Below are 21,905 nucleotides of genomic sequence, written 5' to 3'. Positions count from 1 at the left end.
AAAGGCTAGCCGTTGGCAGCAGTAATTATACTTGAATTAATTTATCGTCTATAATTTCCACTTTGTTTTTCAATCTTAAAATGATATTTTTATTTCTTTTGAGTTTCGTTAAAATTGGTTGAGAAATTGAGAAATTTGCAAATGGTTCAGATTGTAAAGGAAGTGAAGCAATTAAATAACAAGTATTCGTTAAACTTATAATATAATTTTGAATGTAATAGTACCTAGTTTTGTATAATTGTTTAATAGCTTTTTTTAAGTTGTTTGAATTATTTGAAGGTTTTGAACTATATTTTAATTCACAAAATAAAATCCATGATTCGAAATTTGAGACTGTAGGAAATACAACAGATTCACATTGAGTTTTTGGAATACCATTACCACAAACAAAACTAGAGTTATTAAATTCTATACCGTCTATGATTATTTTAGGCGTGTTTATTACTGAAAAGTACGTAATGTCAGTTGGGTTATTTGGAGAAAAAAATTCAACACTTCTTTTTAAAGGAAGTGCTTTAGTTTGTTCTGTATAATCAGCAATATATAAATCATCACTGAAGTTTTTTATAGTATTATATTGATGAATATAATTGGTTTGAATTCCTTGCTTTATCATTTAATAGTGATTTAACATTAAATAGAATTCATCCATAACTTGTTTCATTTGTTCATCAAAGAAATTTTCACCTATTAAACCATCTTCTTGTTGGATACAGTTTATTAGTCCATTTTTAATTTGATAAATTGAAATAGATTTGGGGTCAATTTTTGAATTTTGACAAAATATTTTTTCTTTTTCTTTTTCTGATAATTTATCATAAACCAAATTTGCCATAATGCAATTATTTATTGCATATAATACATAAGGACTATGCGTAGTTAATGTAAGGTTATGCCCTAAATCACTTGCTATACTTTCTAATAAATAATAAATCAGAGTTTTTTGAGTAGCAGGAAATAAATTTTGTTCAGGTTCTTCTATAATTAAATTAGTGCTATGTGTTTTAAATAAATTATTTCTTATTTTTTTAAATTTATCAAAATGAATTATTACAGTTTCTTCTTTCTCTGATATTCTTCTATTTAATTCTTCTATTTTCTTTTTTCTATCTTCTTTTTCTGTAAAGTCTTTGCCATAAAGTGGCTTAAACATAATTTCAGAAATAAGCATTTGAGTCACTTTTGCTTTAACTTCATCTATTTCATATGATAGCTTTTGTTCATCACTATATATATTATTTGTCAAATGATCTATCATTACGATTAATGGAGTCATTGATTGTAATCCACTTGAAGCATTAGATAATAAAATGTCGTAAGAGTTGTTTTTATTTTGAATATGATTTTCTTTGCTACTTTCAGAATAATAATATTCAATATCAATATCCAATATGGAGATTTTATTTTCATTTGTATAATTTTTTCGAGCATCAAACCAGTCGAATAGAAAACTTCTAATGTAATTATTAGGTAATTTTGTTTTTTCCATTTCTGGCAAAACTGCAATACTTCTTTCAGAAGGAATATATGATATTTTATTTCTTTTGTATTCAAACTGATTAACCCAAGAAATTTCAAAAGTATTCCACTTATAATGCAGCTTTATAGTGTTACTCTCATAAATAATCTCACTGTGTTCATTAAAATAACCTTTCATTTTATGAAAATTTTCTAATTTTTCAATGAAATAATTTTTATCAGAAAAATAATTATAGAATGATTGATGAATTGAAACATCTTTCTCTACCCAATTACAAAAACTAATTATTTTGGCAATAGTACTTTTCCCACTACTTTGTTCGCCCATAAAAATATTAACTTTATTAAGATTAAGTTTTACTTCCTTAATTGCTCCAATATTTAATATTTCAATTTTATAATTTTTCATTCAATCTTTTAATTAATTTAAAATGCAAATTTACAAAAATAACTTTGCTTATTGTTATATAAATTAATCTATATTACTTTCTTAATGTTTGGCGGTAATATTGCTGCTAATCGAGTCATGCAAGGGAATCTCACCTCTACGTTCTCACGGAACCGTGATTGAAATGAAATTCGACGTAGTCAAAGTCTCCCTTCACACGGCTCTTCATAGTAATAAATCACGCAAATATAATCAAATATATGTATGTACCAATAACCAATGTAAAAAATAAATCAGGCTTTTCTTTATGTTTTTTATAATTTATTTTTATTTTGGGCTAATAGTTTCCGTCTCACATTGCTGATTTACAACGTCAGTCTGTGAAAAAACTGTTGCTAAATATTTTTCAAAAATAATAATAAAAAGAAACAGATTATAAAAAAAGAAACTAAAACCTCTTAAAATTCTAACAAAAAACTTTTCAATATACCCATAAGGGATGTGCATGTAATCGGTTTAACCCATTGATTTTATTTTTTTTAAAGGTATTCGTTGATTACAATTCATTGCTCGACTTTCAGATGCAACGAAAGGCTAGCCGTTGGCAGTTTTTATTTTTTCGCTAATATATAACTTTTAGGTTTAAGCAATATTTCATTTTTTGAAAAAAGAGGTTTGTTCATTCCCCACCAATTGAATATTATTGCAAATTCCTCAAAATCTGTGTCAATTTTTAAAGTCAATTTTTTTCCATTATTTGTCCAAACAGCATTTTTAACTTCAATTAATTTTTCTTTTCCTGTTTGATTACCACTTTTAAATTCAACGATTTGAATTTGAAATGGATTTTGGGTATTCATTTCTTCAGAAAACTCAACTATTAATTTTGAAATATCTACTTTTACAAAATTATCCGTGTCGATATTTAATAAAGTTGGCTGATTTATTTTACTTTCTATTTTCTTACACCATATTAATAATGGTTTATAAATATTTTCAATTCGTCTATTCCCTTTTTGTTTGAAGTAAAGTTCTGATACTTTTTTTGCAAATAAGTTTTGTGCAATAAATCCACGTGAAGCATTTTGATATTGCCATTGCAAAGCTATTGAGTCTGCAACTTTTGGAAAATTCTCTTTTATAAATAAATCGTAAACAGCCCAAGTCATATATTCATTAAAACTATTTATTCCTGAATAACTTGATTCTTTGTCCCAATTATTAAGATTAAAATTTGAAGTAATTAGTTTTTCATATTTGTCGGAAATTGGATTTATATAACCGTGGTCCATTTCAGTAAAAAGGGAATGATTTTCTACTATTCTCGTATTATAGTCTGTTTCCAAATTGCCTAAAATTAAGTCCTTGCTAATATTTGGAAAATCAACCGTAGTAGAGCTGTCTGTATCTCTATGGCAATTTTGTCCGCCAACTAATGGCGAAACTGCTACTACATATATTTTTTTATTCTCACTTATATGTTTTTCTGCAACTTTATCAAGGAACTGTTTTGACTTGGTTACAAAATAATACTCCTTGTAATTGGAAACGATTTTATCATAAAAGACTTTATTGTCTTTATAAAATTGTCTATAATTTGATTTCAAAACAAAGTCATTAACCAAATCAATATTTTTATCAACTTCATCAGTTCCAAAAGAATTAAATGGATATTCTCTTTTTAACTTCCCATTTTGATCAAATGAAAAAGCATACATATCTGTTCTAAAACCAAGAAATTTCTCCCATTTAGATCGTGAATAATTAACACTGTCCAAAAGTGGGTGATTTTTTACAGGCTCAAAATACTTTAAAACTTGGTCATAATATGGTGGTATTTTTTGTACATCCCATTTATCAGTTCTACCATATTGAGTTAATGCTAATATAATGTTAGACAATTCATAACTCTCTGTCATTTCAATCTTAATGTTGTCTTGAGAAAAACAATTTAGATTTAAAAGTATAAATGTGATAAAAAGTAATTTCTTCATATTTATTTTAATTGTAGTTTTTTTAATATTACTGCCATAGTTTGTTTCTTTTGCTTGTCATGTTCTAAAGTGACGGCTTACGTCAATCTGTGAAAAATCTGCCGTTAAATATTTTTCAAAAATAATAAAAACATTGAAATAAAATAGCATTTATTTACAATTTTTTATAAAAAAAGAGGAACTAAATCATCTTGAAATGCTAACCAAAAACTTTTCGATAACTCCATAAGGGGTGTGCATGTAATCGGTTCCGTTCAACAGGAGTTTCATTGTTCGGCTTTCAGCCGCAACGAAACTCTAGTTGTTATGTGCTGTTTTTATTTTCAAGTAGTATCGTCAATTTGTTATTAAAATCCTTTGTTCCATTGACAAGTGAGCCGAAAAATTGTCTGTCAAATTGTTCAACCGTCTTGATTGCTTGTTTAATATTTTTTAGTCCAATTTCAGTAAGTCCAACTGTTTTGGCTCTTGTGTCTGTTTCGTGTTCTTGTCGTTTGATAAGTCCTTTTGTTTGCAAGGTTCTCAAAACTGTTGAAGTCGTCATTGGGTCTATTTTAGTATGGTTGGATAACAAAATTTGTGTTACATTTTGTTTGTCCAAAGTTAGCCAATGAATACTTGCAAGTAATACAAATTGCGAATGAGTCAAATCGTATTTTTCTAACGCTTTTTTGATTTCTCGTTGCCACAAGTTTGTTACTTGCCACAATAAAAAACCTGTACTTTCTTCGGTCTTTTCAAAACTAAAATCTGTCTTTGGCATAATAGTTTTAGTTTTTTTCTGCAAGCTTAATTAGTTTCTCAACTGCGAAAGGTAGTCCAACTTTGATTTTGCTACCAATTACTTTTGAAAACAAAAAAGTCATAAAACCTGTCATTACAACTTTATGTGTAATTTCAATCCCGTCTTTGGTTTCTGTCATAGTATGGATAAAGTCCATTTTGCAAAGTGGTAAAAAACTTCTGTCGGTAAATGATTTGAAGTTGGTGCATTCAATCATTTCAAATTTTGTTTTTGGCCCACCTGCTGGTTTTAAAATCCCTTTTGTTCCTGTTTGGAATTGTCCAAATAGTTCAGAAATTTCAACTTCTGAGTCCCAAACATTCCAATTAGAAACGTCTGTCCACAATTTCCAAATTTGTTCTTTTGACGCTGTCGTTTTTCGACTTACTTCTGTTGTCCACATATTAAAATATTTTGCTTGACATAATTGCAAGTGCAAATATAATACGTGCACTTATAATAAGCAAATTTATTTTTAATTTTCAGTCATTTTGCCAATTTTGGGTGTTTCTGTAAAATTCTAACTAACGTTTTATTAATGTTTTGTAGATCAATTATTTACAATAATTATTTTTTTATTCTTAATTTTTCCCCTTTCGTACCGTTAGCTTACGGGGTCAGAGCGTGAGTCTAGGGGAAATGGCGCACAACGTCAGTCTGTGAAAAAACCAACTCAAAAAGAGAAAGAATTCGGATACCTGTCGGAGAAAAATTCCATACAGCCAATTCTCAAAGACTCATTTTGAGTTTTTTCACAGTATAACGTTTTGCATATTTATGAAGTGGCGGCTTTTGAAAACGGATTTTTCATTTTAGCACTTAACTTTCTTTGATGCAGAAAGCTTACTTTTAGCACTGAACCCGCCATTTCATAAATATGCGGTTAGGTGCTGGTATTTAGTAAATTATTCTTGAAAACTGAATTAATTTCCGTTATTAAATTCGTTAAGTTTGTCAAGTTTGATTGTTCAGTATCTAATTCTTTAAGTTTAGTAAAAGGAATTTTTATTACTACTTCATAGCCAAAGGAAATATCAAATTGATTTTTACCCGATTTTTCTATTTTATTTTGCCAGTTACATTGTTCTCTCCAGTTATAATCTAAACAGTTGTCAAATAAATTTCCAAGTTCTGCCCAATCATCACCTCTTTTCTTACGTCCAGTATATTTGTAAAAATAATCTCTTGTGTAAAGGTTCTCTTTCATTGAATTTTCTCCAAACCATAATCCAGTAAAATATTTTTGAAAACTTGTAAACTTTATATGATAGGTCTTTGACACTTCATATGCTTCATTAAATATTACAACTTGTTTGTTAAAGTTTGGATTTTTAGAAAACAATGAATGTCCTTGAGATTTTGTGTTACCTGGATAGATAGCAACGGTTAAGTCTCCATCTTGATTAATATTAAATAAAATTTCTTGTGCCCAATTTTTTGTAAAAACAATACCCAGTCTATCATTATAATGAAGTTTTTCAATTTCGTTATTGTTTTTTGCCACCTCAATGATAGCAGAATCTATTCTCCTTAATATTGAATTTCTATTGGATGAATTTAATGCGTTAATTGGTGATTCAGGTAACCATCTAAAATTATGACTTTTAACTAATGCAACGAAATCATTAAGAAACCTATTTGTGTTGCCAAATGATTTCTGAAAACTCAAAACTTTAACTGCTATTGACATTAATTTTGACCAGTTTAAGTCATATGGTGTAATCAATTTTCCGTGTTCAGCTTCGTTTAGCGAAAATATGTTATTTTCATTTGTACTTACAACATTCAATATCTGGTTGTAAAGTTGTGCTGTACAATCAACACTATCTCTTTTTGCTTCTATAATTAAGTACACCCCATTAATTTCAATAACTAAATCACATATTGGGTCGTATTTTCTATTATGATTTTTATCCCAAAAATTTCCAATAAAACTTTCACTTAATGTTATAGCAAAAATATGTTCAAAGTCATTTATTTTACTAGCTGCTTTTTGTATGTCTATAGAGATTGAAGTCTCACTCTCTAATGACTCAAATAACTGACTGTAAAACTTTGAATTTTTAAAAATTTCTTTTAAAACCTCATTGAAAAACATTGAATCTTCTTGAAGTGTTATTGCAAAGGCTCTTGTTAAATCATTTTCTAATTGATATGTTCTAAAAGAATTTGTATATGTTTTAAATATGTTTAAATGACTGTTCATTTTATACGTTTTTTTCTGTTATACTAGCACCTAACTAGTAGATATACGAAAGTTATTGCGTTTTTAACATTCTATATCCACTTCACAAATGTACAAACAAAAAAAATACTATGCAACTTTTTTATAAAAAAGCCACATGAATAAATATTATCGTAAAACAAACGTATCATTACAACTTATTTTTTTCAAAATTGTGCCAGCAGTTTGTTGCTGTATGTTCAGGGTTACTCTTGTGGGAGTCTAACTGAAAGTCGCCCTTGGGCTATGGATGAAAGGTCGCTACATTTTTTGTAGGTCATCTTGTTTTTGAAAAAAAAGCTGCTTGAATAGGGTTTGTTAAAAATGGTTTGCTAACTTTAATTTATTTTAAATGTAAAATTTACTTTTGTTTTTATCAACTCGTATATCCATTGCAAACATAAAACATTTTTTTTATTTCTGAAAACTATTTTTACATTTTTTTTATTCCAATACCAAGTAGGAAGTTAGAGGTACGAGGTTTGAAGTTAGAAACAAGAAATTAAAAGTGGGAGAACGAAAAAAAAGAAGTTTTAAAAAAACTTTCGTGTGTGGAGACTGCCTGTTGGGGGTTGCCCGCATGAGGGATAGAGCAAGGCACCATGTGCTCGTGATAGCCCGACGGCAAAAAAAGGAAGCCCCGCCTGAAGGGTTTGGGGCGTGGGGGCTTTCTTTTTTTTGCCGGCATGCCCTAATGGTTTTGGTGTTGGTTGCTGTATTGGATTTTGTTGATTTAATCTATTGTTTGGTTTTTTGCTGTATCGAATTTGTAGGTATAGGTTCCGTAGAAACAAATAATTTGAACTATATAAAAAAAGTAAATAAAATTTGTTTAGATATAATTAATATTTATATATATATGTAATAATAATCTTATTTTGAAAAAGGTTTTAAAATTGCTATACACAAGATGGTATCAGTACATTTCAATTTATTGAGGCTACATACCTTCTTTATTCAAAACGGCTTCTTTATTCAAAACAGCTTCTTTATTTATGGGTGGTGTTTCTTGTTCTTTTTTCTGATTTGAATTGTTTTTTTCTAATTTTTTACTTTTTGGCAACTCTTTGGTATTGAGGTTGTTATTGATTTTTTTGGCTCCTTTAAAAATTTTGTTGATCAATTCTTGGAATTTATTAAAATCTACTTCATAGCTAATTCCTAGGCCTTGAGTGTATCCTATTCCTTCGCCAATGTAGGTAACTTCGTTTTCTTTATTAAACATGGTAAAATTAAAAGAACCATCATCATTTACTCTGTATCTGATTTCGATATTTCCTACTACAGCTGTTTGGCTTACTCCTCCAACAGGCACTCCAAATTGTCCGTTGATGGTAATTCTATCGTTAAATTGATAAACGCCCGACACTCCTACCCTACTTGTATTTTCTAGTCCTGGTGTTTTATCGGCTTGGTTATAAATTAAATTGACTTTGATTTTACTATTTGCATCTGTAAACAAATCGTCGAATAAACTACTTACTTTTTCAAACAAATTGCTAGTAACCATCGACGATTGATTGATTCCGTCTTGGCTTAAAAAACTTCCTGTACCAAGCAATATCAGGGCTTGTTTTTGTCTAATGTCTTTGTCATCAAGTTTGGTTTGAAGCTCTGATTTTAATATTGGGCTTACTGTAGGAAAATCAATTGCAAAATCTGATTCAGGATGGCTCATATTGCCCGTTATCCCAATGGTTACCGAAACAGGTACTTTTTTATTTACAGTACTCAAATTATTGTCCAATAATGCCGCTGGATTTGCCCAAATATTGTTGTAAACTGCTTCTAAATTGAGTTCTGCTTTTAATGGGTCGCCTTGCCAAGCAATAGTCCCTCCTTTTTTTACATCAAATGTTTTATCGATTAATCCATAGTATTTGAAAAAATATTTTCCTTCAAATATAATAAAGTCACCTGTCATATTGAATTTGCCTAATGTATTGATGGCCAAATTTAATGAACCAAGCCCTTTTCCAGACATTCTGTGTCCTGTGTTTTTGTCTAAAATTACTTCTATTTCGGCATTTTGATTGATGTCTAAATCAAAATTCATTTCTAATCCATCATAATTTCGAGTGGCAACAATGCCTTTTTTGATGTTTTCTTTTTCTTTTGGTGTTGTAAAATGGATATAATCATTATCACCTACCGCAGCAGCATCGCTAATAGGGATTTTAATTTGAGTTCCTTTGTTGGATTTGGCATTAACGTTAATCACTAACGAAGCTACCGGACCTTTGATTTGTGCTTTTCCATCGATAAATGCTTTTCCATAATAGGCTGCATCGTCGTGGTCTTGTGTGTCTATGGCTATTATATTTTTGGAGGCAACTTCTAAATTCAATTGCCAATTGTCAAATTTTTTGTGCTGGATGTAGCCATTCAATTGTCCACGGGTTTTGTAAACAACATCTTGCAAATTGAGATGGTCAAAAATAAATTGGTCTTTTGTAATGGTAACTATACTGTTGTCATCAAATCCAAAAGCGGTATTCAAATAAGGTATTTTGAGTCCAGCATTTTTTACATACAATTTTCCATCTATGTCCATGTCTGTAACGTTGCCCCTTAGTTTTGCCTGTCCTGTTGCAAATCCTTTAATATCAGAAATTGTTGTGCCTCCTATACCACCTAGAATTCCTAAATTGAATTGGTCAAAATTCAAATCTAAATTGATTTGTGTTTTGTTATCTATAACAGATAAATCGCCTTTGGCTACAAAAGAGGCTACATTTTTATTTTCGATACTCGACAAAATATTGAATTTTTGGAAAGCATCATCGCCAGCAATGGCTAAATTCAAATTGCCTAAATCAATTGCATTAACCTTTAAATTTGTAATGGTTACATCGGATTTTGGCTGATAAATACTGTTTATTTGCTTCAAATTGACTTCGCCATCTAAAACACCATCAAATTTAAAAGCCTCTAACTCTGGTGTAATTTCATTTAACTTTACGTGTTCAAACCGCAATTGTAAATCTTTTTGGGTTTTGCTTTGTAAATTTCCATTCAATGAAATTTTTTCGTCATCGTGCGAAAGGACTAAGTTATTAAAATCGAAATTATGAAATCCTTTATCAAACACTACATTATTGTCGGCTGTTTCTTTTTCGTTCAAAAACCACAAACTTTCCTTAAATTTAACCTCCGATTTCAATATTCCAACTACGTTTTTTCGGTCTTTATTTAAAGTATGGTACAAATTCAGTTTAAAAAAATCACGGCCTTTTTTTCCTCCTTTAAATTCGGTTCTTAACAATAAGGAGTCTTTTTTGGTAATGTTAATCAAACTAAAATCGCTCATTTTATAACCATCTGTTTTAATGCTATCCATTTGAATATAAGCATTATACAACGGATTTTTATTGTCTATTTGGATGTCTATTTTATCAAAAACATTTTGATATGCTTTTATTTCGGGCGATTTAAAATTCATCTTAAATCCATTATTGTCTGAATTCATACTGCCATTCATCACGGTTTGGTTTCCAATTTGAATTTCAGGATAAAAAATTTCTATTATTTTATTGTAAATATTAAAATCAAACTTCAAATATTGCCCTTTTGGAATGATGTTTGGTTTATAATTAGTGTATAAACTACCCAAAGCATTTTCAAGCATTTTTTGCAACATGCTAAATTGAAATTTTCCAACCACTTTTCCTTCAATAATATCTGGCGAATTAACCGAAATTGTTCTTACTTTCTGATCGTCGAAACTTGATTCAAATTCAAAATCTTCAAAATAATATACATTTTTTGGATTTTGATATTCTAATTGATTAAAATTGACGTGTCCTATTAAATTATCAATAGAATTTCCAGCAACATCAATGGTAATATTTCCTTTTAGGTTTGAAATGGGATCTGAAATAAAATTCAATTTTTTAAGATTGGCAAAACCTATTTTGGCATTAAAATCATAATGCTTGTTTTGAGAACCCAAATCGACTATGCCATCAAAATCCAATAACAAATTAGGGTCGTTTACACTCAATTGACCTTGAAACAATGATTTTTCATATTGTCCGTTTACTACCACATTTGTATAATTGTAGCCATGATATTGTATGGCAGTAACATTTCCTAAAAACTTAGTATTCAAATACTTTTGAACAAAACCATTACCATTTACATCCAAATCAAGGCTTACTTTGCCTAAATTGGGTTCGTTTACAAATGTACCCAAATCAAAGGCATCCAACATGATATTTCCTTGATAACTGGCATTGTCTATGTGATTGATATTGGTCATTGCCAAATCAGAACTTATTCCTCCTAAATCAGACAACAAATTGAATTTTGTTTTTATGGTACTAACGGTAATTTCTGCATCGCCTTTTAATGAAAACTGACCTAATTTTGCAATATTCGAGGGTAAATTTTTGCCTAAAACATTGGGTAATAACTGAATCAGATTTGAATAATTTGATGCTACTTTATCAAAAGTACCTTTCATATAAAACTTTTGATATTCTTTGCCAAATAAATTTTTAAATTGAACATTTCCAATAATTTGAGTGTTTTTATCGTCTATCAATTTCAATTGTGAGGCATACAAATTATTAAGAGTCCCACGAAGTGTTGCTTTTAAATTAAACTTTTGATTTTTTCCAATTTCATCATAAAAAAATCTAATGTCGTTAGTAGCCAAATTGGCATCGTTGATCATGACATCAAACAGCACCTTATTATTAAAATCGGCAAAGTCTTTTCGTTCATAATTCAAAATAACTTGTCCTTTTAGTGCTGATTCTGTGGTAGTTACATCTAAATTTAAAAGTTTGATTTGTTTTTTTGTATAAGAAAATAAGGTGGACATATTTGTTACAAACAAACCACGATGGTCCAAAAAAGACATTTTAGGAATATCCATAGTTACATTGGGCCCTAAAATTTGAAAATTTTTAAATTGGGTATTTAATTTTTTTAAATCTAAATCTTTAGGGTTTTTCCTGTTTTCATCTGTAAGCAAAAACCTTGCATTTGCAATAGAAACGGCTTTGGCTTGCATCAAAAAAGGACTTGTAGATTTGGTTCCATCGTCAAAAGCATCTATAAATCGATCCAAATTACTATCGTTTTGTCCTTTATAGGTTTTTAAATTCAAATAAAAACCATCTAAATAAATGGATCCAAAAAGCAAGTCGCCATCAAGCAATCTACGCCCATCTAATATATTAGTATTCAGATGTTTAGAATATATTAAGGTGTCGTTTTTATAATCTTTAATCAATACATGCTGCATTTTTACCCCTCCAAATGCTGTAAAAGTAAGTTGCTCTATATTGATGTTTGTTTTATATTTTTGGTTGATTTTATTTGTAAAATAATGCCCTAAAGCAGTTTGAACAAAAGGTAAACAAAGCAGTATTCCTGATACTAATATAAGTAAAAGAATGCCTAATAATAAACGGGCTGTTATTTTTTGAATTTTTTTGATCAATTTTTTTTTTGAGAAATTAAATATTATTAGTTTAAAAATAGAAATAAAACTATAATTTTGTAAACCGCTGTAAAATTAAAAATTTTTACATATATAATAGCAATAATACACAAAAATCGTGCCTTTTATATGCAAAATAAAAACGTCTATATTCTTGCCATCGAAAGTTCCTGCGATGATACCGCTGCAGCCGTTTTGCAAAACGACAAAGTTTTGTCAAACGTTGTAGCTAACCAATTGATTCATAAACAATATGGTGGCGTAGTGCCAGAACTTGCCTCGAGAGCCCATCAACAAAACATTGTTCCAGTTATTGACACAGCACTAAAAAAAGCCCAAATTAGCCCATCGCAACTCCATGCAATTGCTTTTACACAAGGGCCAGGACTCATGGGGTCGTTGCTTGTTGGTGGGTCGTTTGCCAAATCAATGGCTTTGGCACTTCAAATTCCGCTAATAGCAGTCAATCACATGCACGCCCATATTGTAGCACATTTCATAGATGAACCAGAATTTGACAAACCAACTTTTCCATTTTTGGCCTTAACAATTTCAGGTGGACATACTCAAATTGTTTGTGTAAAAGATTTCTTTGACATGGAAATTATCGGTCAAACAACAGATGATGCCGTTGGCGAAGCCTTTGACAAAAGTGCCAAAATACTAGGCCTGCCCTATCCTGGAGGCCCATTGATAGACCAATATGCTCAAAAAGGCAATCCAAAAGCATTTGTATTTACAAAACCAAAAGTGCCACATTTAGACTTTAGTTTTTCAGGTTTGAAAACGGCTATTTTATATTTTATCCAAAAACAACAAGCCATTAATCCCAATTTTATCAATGACCATTTAAACGACATTTGTGCTTCCATTCAACACACCATAGTCGAAATTTTGATGGACAAATTAAAATTAGCAGTCAAAGCAACTGGCATCAAACAAATTGCCATTGGCGGAGGAGTATCGGCCAATTCTGGCATTAGACAAACTCTAAAAAATGCTGAAAAAAAATATGGCTGGAAAACCTATATTCCAAAATTTGAATATACCACAGATAATGCCGCAATGATAGGTATTGTGGGGTATCAAAAATATTTAACCCAAAATTTTGAAAACACATCTGTAGTTTCAAAAGCAAGAATTGAATTTTAATATGCAATTATTTTATAATCCAGATATAGATCAAGAAACAATCACATTTTGTTTTGATAAAGAAGAAAGCAAACACATTATCAAAGTGTTAAGAAAAAAACTAAACGATATTTTATATGTAACAAATGGCAAAGGCTTTTTATTTGAATGTGAAATCATATTAGAATCTGAATCAAAATGTACTGTAAATATCAACGATTGTAAAGAAATTAGTCCAAAAAAATATAAAATTCATTTAGCCGTTGCCCCTACAAAAATGAATGAAAGATTTGAATGGTTTTTAGAAAAAGCAACTGAAATTGGTATTGATGAAATAACACCTATAATATGTGATCATTCTGAAAGAAAAATTATTAAAAATGATCGTTTTGAGAAAATAATTTTAGCAGCCATGAAACAATCCAATCAATATTATTTACCCAAATTGAATGCAGCAATACCTCTTAAAACTTTTTTGAAACAAACTTTTGAAGGTCAAAAATATATTGCACATTGTGAAAATGATCAAAAGAACACTTTAAAAAGTGTGATGAAAAGTAATCATAATATTTTAATGTTAATTGGTCCTGAAGGCGATTTTTCAACCTCAGAAATCCAAGCAGCACTGGCAGAAAATTTTGTACCCGTAAGTTTGGGTAATACCCGATTGCGAACAGAAACAGCCGCAATTGTTGCTTGTCATAGTATAGTATATCATAATGAATAATATGTATAATAATCTAATAATGAAAAAAATAGCACTCCTAATGTTGTTTTTAAGTTGTAGTATTTCGGCACAAGACATTGCATTACTCAAATACAATGGTGGTGGTGATTGGTATGCAAATCCTACGTCGTTGCCCAATTTGATCCGATTTTGCAATCAAAATTTGAACACTAAAATCAAATCCAAACCCGCAGTGGTTATGCCAAACAGTCCTGATTTGATGAACTATCCCTTTATTCATGCCACTGGGCATGGAAATATCGTTTTTAGTACCGCAGATATAGAAAATTTAAGAAATTACCTAACATCAGGAGGGTTTCTACATATTGATGATAATTATGGAATGGATGTATATATTAGAAAAGAAATTAAGAAATTATTTCCAAATAATGAATTAGTTGAACTACCTTCGCAGCATATCATTTTTCAAAAACCATTTGTTTTTTCGGATGGTATTCCTAAAATTCATGAACATGATGCAAAAAAACCACAAGCTTTTGGTATTTTTTTAGAAAAAAGACTGGTTTTATTATATACATTTGAAACCGATTTAGGCGATGGATGGGAAGATTTAGAAGTGCACAACGACCCAAAAGAAGTTCATGAAAAAGCTTTGAAAATGGGAGCCAATATTATTCATTACGTTTTTAATAATTAACACCATGATTACTTCAAAAATAATTGCCCAAGGCATATTAAAATCAGTCCTTTATTTAATTTTAATAACTGTTTTTTTGTATTTTTTATACGAATTACAAACCATTTTGCTTTACATTATCTTATCTGTTATATTGGCATTAATACTCAACCCTTTTATTGAATTTTTAAGAAAAAAACTAAATTTTACAAATAATTTGGCAGTTATTACATCAATTATTGTAATATTTTTAATTTTTATTGGATTCATCATGATGTTCATCCCATTAATAACAACACAAAGTAAAAATTTATCGTTGTTAAATATCAATCAAATTGAACACAATATTGTCAATTTAATAGAAAAAATAAAAATTTATTTATTAAATCACAATGTAGATTTGAATAAAATAGTTAAAAAAAATGACATTACATCAAAAATCAATTTAGATTTTATTCCAAATTTTCTTAATTCTACTTTGTCTTTATTAGGTAATTTTGGAATGGGGTTTGCCTCAATTTTATTCATAACTTTTTTTATTTTAAAAGACAAAGTACTTTTTATTATTGGAATCAAGAAGTTGATACCCGATTCGCATGAAGAAAAAATCCTAAATTCGTTGCACAAAACAAACGAAGTTTTAAGTAATTACTTGATTGGTTTGATTATTCAACTGACCATTGTTTTTGTTCTATACCTGATTGTTTTATTAATATTTGATATCGAAAACGCCTTTATCATTGCTTTTTTGTGTGCTTTACTCAATATTATTCCTTATATTGGGCCAATGATTTGCTCTGTTATTGCGGCTTTATTAACGATGTTGAATTGTATTGGAGGCGATTTTCAAACTCAAATATTACCTACAACTTTGTATGTGATGTTTGGTTTTATTTTGGTTCAAATGATAGACAATAACGTTTCACAACCCATGATTTTTTCAAAAAAATTGAATTCACATCCATTAGAAATATTTTTGATCACTTTAATTTTTGGAACCCTTTTTGGTATTGCAGGAATGATCATTGCCATTCCACTTTATACTATTATGAAAGTTATTTTGAAAGAATTTATGCCAAATAATAAATTAGTCATTGCATTTACAAAAAACGTATAATGGACATTTCTACAATTTTATTACCTGATATTCAACATTTTATTACTAACAATATTGGAAAAGAGGTTAGCCAATTGGCATTACAAAAAAATCCATTTCCTGAAGTAGATTGGCCCTCAATATTAAATCAAATTGCGGCAAAAACCAAAGCAAAACATAAATTACCCACCTTTTTTAATGCCCAAAATATTATTTTTCCATCAAAGATAGCCGTCGAACAAACTTCCTCTGAAATTACAGCTTTATACAAATCAAGGATAGTTTCTGGAAAAAGTATGATTGATTTAAGCGGTGGTTTTGGAGTTGATACTTATTTTTTTTCAAAAAAAGTAAATCATATTATACATTGCGAAATTAATGAAAGCTTATCTTTAATAGCAAAAAATAATTTTAAAGCTTTAAATCAGACAAATATTATAGGTTATAATGGCGATAGCGCTGTCATTTTAGAACAGTTAAACCAACAATTTGATTGGATTTATATAGATCCGTCTAGGCGACATGAATCTAAAGGAAAAGTTTTCTTATTAAAAGATTGTGTCCCAAATGTAGCTGAAAATTTAGATTTTTATTTTAAATTTTCCAATAATATACTTATAAAAACTGCAACTTTATTAGATATTACCGCAGGATTAAAGGAACTTCACTTTGTCAAAAATATCCATGTGGTGGCTCTTGATAATGAAGTAAAAGAATTATTATGGGAAATTCAAAACAATTATAAAGGTAATATTACTATTAAAACGATCAATATAACCAAAAATGAAGAAATTACATTTGATTTTGATAATGATTCAAATGAAGACTTCGCATTATATAATTTACCACAAAAATATATATATGAACCCAATGCCGCTATTATGAAATCTGGTGGTTTCCAAGCCATTTGTACTGCATTTCAGGTACCAAAATTACATCAAAATAGTCATTTGTACACATCAAATGAGTTAATTACCTTTCCTGGACGTATTTTTATAGTGGAAAATGTGTTTGTATATCAAAAAAATGAGCTGAAAAAGTATATTGAAAATCAAAAAATGAATGTTAGTTGCAGGAATTTTCCTGAATCTGTAGATGTAATAAAAAAGAAATGGAAAATAAAAGATGGAGGCAATAGCTATTGTTTTTTTACTACTAATTTGAATAATCAAAAAATAGTTTTAATTTGCACCAAAATTTAAAACAAACAACATAAAATGAAAAAATTCCTATTTTTATTGATCTATTTCATAAGTCATTCGCTTTTGGCACAAAAAGAATGTGAATACAGTTCCAATGTAAAAGACAGTTTAGGTGTTTATAAAGCTACCAAAGAATATTTGATACACGAACATATATTTGCTGGAAATTCTAGGTTTATATATTTTTCTTTAATCAATTCTGATGGTTTACCAAGTTTGTCTATTCAATTTATTACAAAAAATAATAATTTTACAAAGGCAAAATGTTTAGATAAAAATTCCAAATTGTATTTTCAACTTCAAAATGGAAAAATTATTACGCTTTTAGCTATGGACAAAGAAGATTGTGGTACTTCGTTGATGGATCATACCAATACTACAACAAAAATTCTTACAGGATATTTTATGTTTATACAAGGCACAATGGAAGATTTAAAACAATCACCTATTTCATTTATGAGGATCAAATTTACCACGGAAACAGAAGATATCGTGTTTAAAAAAACATTACATTCTGATTTAGATGGCATATACTATGAACCTGAATCTTATTTTATAAATTATTTGAAATGTATTGAATGATTTTTTTACAAAAAATAAAGCATTAAGTACCAAATAATAGGAATACTTTCTACCCAAAACCTTGTAAAATATTTTGATTTGATCGTATTTGAAAATAAAATACTTAAAAATATTAAAATATATATAAAAAATTTAATGAAATCAATATCATTTGACATAATATTAATAAAAAATACAATTATTAACAATAAAAAACCTAATAATTTTGTTTTATGAATTCCAATAATTTTAGGTATGGTTACAATATCAATGTCGTTTTTTAGATCGGCAATTTCAAATGGAATCAATAATGTTATGATCAATACAAAACGTTCAAAAAACACAAGAAAGACTTGACTTTGAAGGTGGGTATGCTGTAATAAAGGTAAAAAAACCGTAACTAAACTCAAACAAAAGCTTACGTAAATTAATTTTAAGTTGGTTATTTTTCTTATTTTTGGATAAATAAAAATCATAGTGACCAAAATAATTAATATTATTTGCAATAAAAATATTAATTGACTGTAAAAAAAACAAAAAATTACAAAAATTAATGCGTTCAAAACAAAAAACCATTTGAATTTGTGCCATGGCATTCTTTTTGAAATAAAGCCATCAGCATATTTCAGAAAATTATACCCAAAAACAGTACCCAAAAAAACAACTGCGGCCAAGTTAAGATCTGGTTTTAAATGCAAATAATAATACGTTATTTGTACCATACACCACACCTCAAATCCGATGTGCAAACTGTATGAAAGGTATAAATCAAAGCATTTATGTAGCAATTTCATTTTGCAAAATTAACAAAACGATTTCCTAAATTATTCAAAATAGTTGATAAATTATTAAAAAATACATTAAAAAAACAATCATTATTAGCCAATTAATATTTAATTTTGCCTTTTCAAAATTATACCATCAATTTTTAAACCTGTTGAATATTAGCAACATGATTTAAAAAACATAACTATAACTACACATGAAAACAGATGCTTTTGCTTTAAGACACATTGGCCCTAGTGAAAATGATGTTCAAAAAATGCTTCAATTTATTGGTGTTTCCAGTTCAGAACAACTCATTTCTGAAACTATACCTGCCGATATTCGCTTAAAAAAACCTCTAGAATTGGCTCCTGCCATGACAGAATATGAATTTGCAAACCACATACATGAATTGGGAAACAAAAATAAAATTTTCAAATCATATATTGGTCTAGGCTATAATCAGGCAGTGGTTCCAGCAGTCATTCAACGCAACATATTCGAAAACCCTGGTTGGTACACCGCTTACACCCCCTATCAAGCAGAAATTGCTCAAGGCAGATTGGAAGCTATTTTGAATTTTCAAACCATGGTTATAGAACTTACTGGAATGGAAATAGCAAATGCTTCATTGTTAGACGAAGGAACGGCAGCTGCTGAAGCAATGGCACTTTTGTTTGACGTTAGAACTAAAGATCAGAAAAAAAATAATGTCAATAAATTTTTTGTATCGGAAGCTATTTTTCCTCAAACCCTTTCTGTTTTACAAACACGGGCAACGCCTATTGGTATAGAAATTGTAATTGGAAATCATGAAAATTTTGATTTTTCATCAGGTTATTTTGGAGCAATTTTACAATACCCTGCTAAATTCGGACAAATATATGATTACACCGATTTTATATCTAAAGCCAAATCTAATGATATAAAAGTGGCGGTAGCAGCAGATATATTGAGTCTTACTATTCTTACACCTCCTGGCGAAATGGGTGCCGATGTTGTTGTTGGTACAACCCAAAGGTTTGGTATTCCATTAGGCTATGGCGGCCCTCATGCTGCCTATTTTGCAACAAAAGACGAATACAAACGCAGTATGCCAGGTCGTATCATTGGCATCACCATAGATGCTGATGGCAACAGAGCCTTAAGAATGGCTCTGCAAACCAGAGAACAACACATCAAACGAGATAAAGCTACATCAAATATTTGTACTGCACAAGTTTTACTCTCTGTAATGGCTGGGATGTATGCTGTGTATCATGGGCCAAAAGGCTTGCAATATATTGCCAATACCATTCAATCATTAGCTTATAATCTTGCTAAAGAGCTTCATAATTTGGGATATATTCAAAAAAATACTTCTTATTTTGATACAATTGTCATAGAAGCTGAACAATCAATCATACAACCTTTGACAGAAGCACAATCATATAATTTTTATTATATCGATGAAAAAAATATTGCTATTTCACTTAATGAAACTACAAGTATTAATGACATTAACAAAATTCTTGAAATATTTGCATCTGCAAAAGGTCAATCAGTTGAAAAACTTAACAGTTTAGATGAAAATTCAGCAATACCATTACATTTAAACAGAAAATCCGCATTTTTACAACACGAAGTTTTCAATAAATACCATTCAGAATCGGCATTGATGCGTTATATCAAAATGCTCGAACGAAAAGATTTATCGCTCAATCATTCTATGATTTCGTTAGGATCCTGCACAATGAAATTGAATGCCGCAAGCGAAATGTTACCATTAAGCAACCCACAATGGAACAATATGCACCCTTTTGCTCCAATAAACCAAGCATTAGGATACCAAGAAATGTTAAGCAAATTAGAACAACAATTAAGCATTATTACAGGATTTGCAGGAACAACCTTACAACCCAATTCTGGTGCACAAGGCGAATATGCAGGTTTAATGGTCATTAGAGCTTATCATCATGCCAGAGGCGATGTCCACCGAAATATTGCTTTAATTCCATCCTCTGCCCACGGTACAAATCCGGCCTCGGCAGCCATGGCAGGCATGCAAATCATAGTTACCAAAACACTCGAAAATGGCAATATCGATGTGGAAGATGTAAGAGAAAAAGCCATTTTATATAAAGATAATTTATCATGCCTCATGGTAACTTATCCTTCTACCCACGGAGTTTTTGAAAGTACAATTAAAGAAATTTCTCAAATTATACACGAAAACGGTGGTCAAGTATATATGGATGGTGCCAATATGAACGCACAAGTAGGCCTAACCAATCCTGCTACTATTGGTGCCGATGTTTGTCATTTGAATTTACACAAAACCTTTGCAATCCCTCACGGTGGCGGTGGACCTGGTGTTGGGCCAATATGTGTTGCCCCACAGTTGGTACCATTTTTGCCAAGCAATCCTATTATCCAAACAGGTGGCTCTCAAGCCATTACAGCCATTTCAGCTGCCCCTTGGGGGTCTGCCTTAGTGTGTTTGATTTCTTATGGCTACATTTGCATGCTTGGCGAAGAAGGGCTTTCAAAAGCAACTACAATGGCTATTTTAAACGCCAATTACATCAAAGAAAGACTCAACGGACATTACGACACTTTATATTCTGGTGAACAAGGAAGGGCCGCACACGAAATGATTTTAGAATGTCGCCCGTTTAAACAAAAAGGCATCGAAGTAACCGATATTGCCAAACGTTTGATGGACTTTGGTTTCCATGCCCCAACAGTTTCTTTCCCTGTTGCCGGTACACTAATGATAGAACCAACAGAAAGCGAAAACCTTGACGAACTAGACCGTTTTTGCGAAGCGATGATTAGCATCAGACAAGAAATTGAAAACGCTTCAATCGAAGACAAAAACAATGTTTTGAAAAATGCACCACATACACAAGCCATGCTAACAGCAGACGAGTGGAATTTTCCATATACACGTACCCAAGCCGCTTTTCCATTAGACTATTTAAAGGAAAACAAATTTTGGCCTACTGTTCGCAGAGCCGACGATGCATTTGGCGACAGAAATTTAGTTTGTAGCTGCGTCCCTATCGAAGCATACCAATAATATTGAAATAAAAAACCTCGATTTTATTAAAATTAATCGAGGTTTTTTTTTAAAATTGAAATCAAATTAATAATATTTTTATCAATGTCGTTTTGATAAGCATTTATTCAAATCAATCATCTTTATCAAAGTTTAAAATTTAGACAAATATATAGTGCAATTATTATTATTTTAAGGTTATGTAAATAATATTGCTATATTTATTTCAAATATTATAATATAAAATTACCAAAAAGGCCCTTCTTTTATCGGTTTCATATTTTAATATTTTTCAAAATATAAATGATGTGGGCGTGTCCCTCCGTAAAACTACGGGTCGGGCTTTTCGTTGCAATCTTTTTTGTTTTTAAAGAAAAAACAAAAAAGGATTTCCACTGCAATCCCTCACGCAAAACCTGCAATCA

Annotated in this window: 15 protein-coding genes; 7 read left to right on the top strand and 8 right to left on the bottom strand. The window is 30.0% G+C overall.

Annotated features, from left to right (window positions below):
- Positions 1–25: 25 nt before the first annotated feature.
- From B0A58_RS01335 to B0A58_RS01300, 7 genes are all read right to left on the bottom strand, one after another.
- A complete protein-coding gene (locus B0A58_RS01335) occupies positions 26–616 on the bottom strand; it encodes a hypothetical protein (RefSeq protein WP_089079553.1) in 591 nt (196 codons plus the stop codon).
- A complete protein-coding gene (locus tag B0A58_RS01330; protein ID WP_089079552.1) occupies positions 617–1,888 on the bottom strand; it encodes an ATP-binding protein in 1,272 nt (423 codons plus the stop codon). It lies immediately after the preceding gene.
- Positions 1,889–2,478: 590 nt separating this feature from the next.
- Positions 2,479–3,861 carry a DUF4932 domain-containing protein gene (locus B0A58_RS01325; RefSeq protein WP_089079551.1) on the bottom strand — a complete coding sequence of 461 codons (1,383 nt, stop codon included), beginning with the start codon at positions 3,859–3,861 and terminating at the stop codon, positions 2,479–2,481.
- A 304-nt stretch (positions 3,862–4,165) separates the two neighbouring features.
- Positions 4,166–4,624, bottom strand: coding sequence for a MarR family winged helix-turn-helix transcriptional regulator (locus B0A58_RS01320; protein ID WP_089079550.1), 459 nt, complete (start codon positions 4,622–4,624; stop codon positions 4,166–4,168).
- A gap of 7 nt (positions 4,625–4,631) precedes the next feature.
- Positions 4,632–5,048, bottom strand: a complete 417-nt coding sequence (locus B0A58_RS01315) for an SRPBCC family protein (protein ID WP_089079549.1) — start codon at positions 5,046–5,048, stop codon at positions 4,632–4,634.
- Between the two features lie 480 nt (positions 5,049–5,528).
- Positions 5,529–6,851, bottom strand: a complete 1,323-nt coding sequence (locus B0A58_RS01310) for a hypothetical protein (protein ID WP_089079548.1) — start codon at positions 6,849–6,851, stop codon at positions 5,529–5,531.
- 958 nt (positions 6,852–7,809) lie between these two features.
- A complete protein-coding gene (locus B0A58_RS01300) occupies positions 7,810–12,321 on the bottom strand; it encodes a translocation/assembly module TamB domain-containing protein (RefSeq protein WP_089079546.1) in 4,512 nt (1,503 codons plus the stop codon).
- 129 nt (positions 12,322–12,450) lie between these two features.
- On the opposite strand from B0A58_RS01300, the gene tsaD reads away from it, so the two are divergent.
- The 6 genes from tsaD to B0A58_RS01270 are packed head-to-tail and all read left to right on the top strand — an operon-like array spanning position 12,451 to position 17,696.
- Positions 12,451–13,473: a tRNA (adenosine(37)-N6)-threonylcarbamoyltransferase complex transferase subunit TsaD gene (tsaD, locus tag B0A58_RS01295; RefSeq protein WP_089079545.1), complete on the top strand. Its 1,023-nt coding sequence runs from the start codon at positions 12,451–12,453 to the stop codon at positions 13,471–13,473.
- A gap of 1 nt (position 13,474) precedes the next feature.
- Positions 13,475–14,179: a 16S rRNA (uracil(1498)-N(3))-methyltransferase gene (locus tag B0A58_RS01290; protein ID WP_089079557.1), complete on the top strand. Its 705-nt coding sequence runs from the start codon at positions 13,475–13,477 to the stop codon at positions 14,177–14,179.
- Positions 14,180–14,198: 19 nt separating this feature from the next.
- Positions 14,199–14,837 (top strand): DUF4159 domain-containing protein, encoded by a 639-nt coding sequence (locus tag B0A58_RS01285; RefSeq protein WP_089079556.1) that lies wholly within the window; start codon positions 14,199–14,201, stop codon positions 14,835–14,837.
- A gap of 4 nt (positions 14,838–14,841) precedes the next feature.
- The gene (locus B0A58_RS01280) at positions 14,842–15,933 is read left to right on the top strand and encodes an AI-2E family transporter (protein WP_089079544.1); all 1,092 of its coding nucleotides are present in this window, start codon (positions 14,842–14,844) and stop codon (positions 15,931–15,933) included.
- Positions 15,933–17,114 carry a class I SAM-dependent methyltransferase gene (locus B0A58_RS01275; protein ID WP_089079543.1) on the top strand — a complete coding sequence of 394 codons (1,182 nt, stop codon included), beginning with the start codon at positions 15,933–15,935 and terminating at the stop codon, positions 17,112–17,114. Before B0A58_RS01280 ends, B0A58_RS01275 begins: the two co-directional genes overlap by 1 nt.
- A 15-nt stretch (positions 17,115–17,129) precedes the next feature.
- Positions 17,130–17,696, top strand: a complete 567-nt coding sequence (locus B0A58_RS01270) for a hypothetical protein (protein WP_089079542.1) — start codon at positions 17,130–17,132, stop codon at positions 17,694–17,696.
- A gap of 312 nt (positions 17,697–18,008) precedes the next feature.
- On the opposite strand, the gene B0A58_RS16230 is transcribed toward B0A58_RS01270, so the two are convergent.
- Complete coding sequence (locus B0A58_RS16230) at positions 18,009–18,266, bottom strand: hypothetical protein (protein ID WP_133063049.1); 258 nt, start codon at positions 18,264–18,266, stop codon at positions 18,009–18,011.
- Positions 18,267–18,657: 391 nt separating this feature from the next.
- Between B0A58_RS16230 and gcvP the strand changes: the two genes are divergently transcribed.
- The gene (gcvP, locus tag B0A58_RS01260; protein ID WP_089079540.1) at positions 18,658–21,501 is read left to right on the top strand and encodes an aminomethyl-transferring glycine dehydrogenase; all 2,844 of its coding nucleotides are present in this window, start codon (positions 18,658–18,660) and stop codon (positions 21,499–21,501) included.
- Positions 21,502–21,905 lie beyond the last annotated feature (404 nt).

Origin of the sequence: Flavobacterium branchiophilum NBRC 15030 = ATCC 35035, from assembly GCF_002217205.1 — a bacterium.
Taxonomy (GTDB): Bacteria; Bacteroidota; Bacteroidia; order Flavobacteriales; family Flavobacteriaceae; genus Flavobacterium; species Flavobacterium branchiophilum.
The sequence above is the reverse complement of the archived record's forward strand: the minus strand, read 5'-3'. Positions and strand labels throughout refer to the sequence as shown.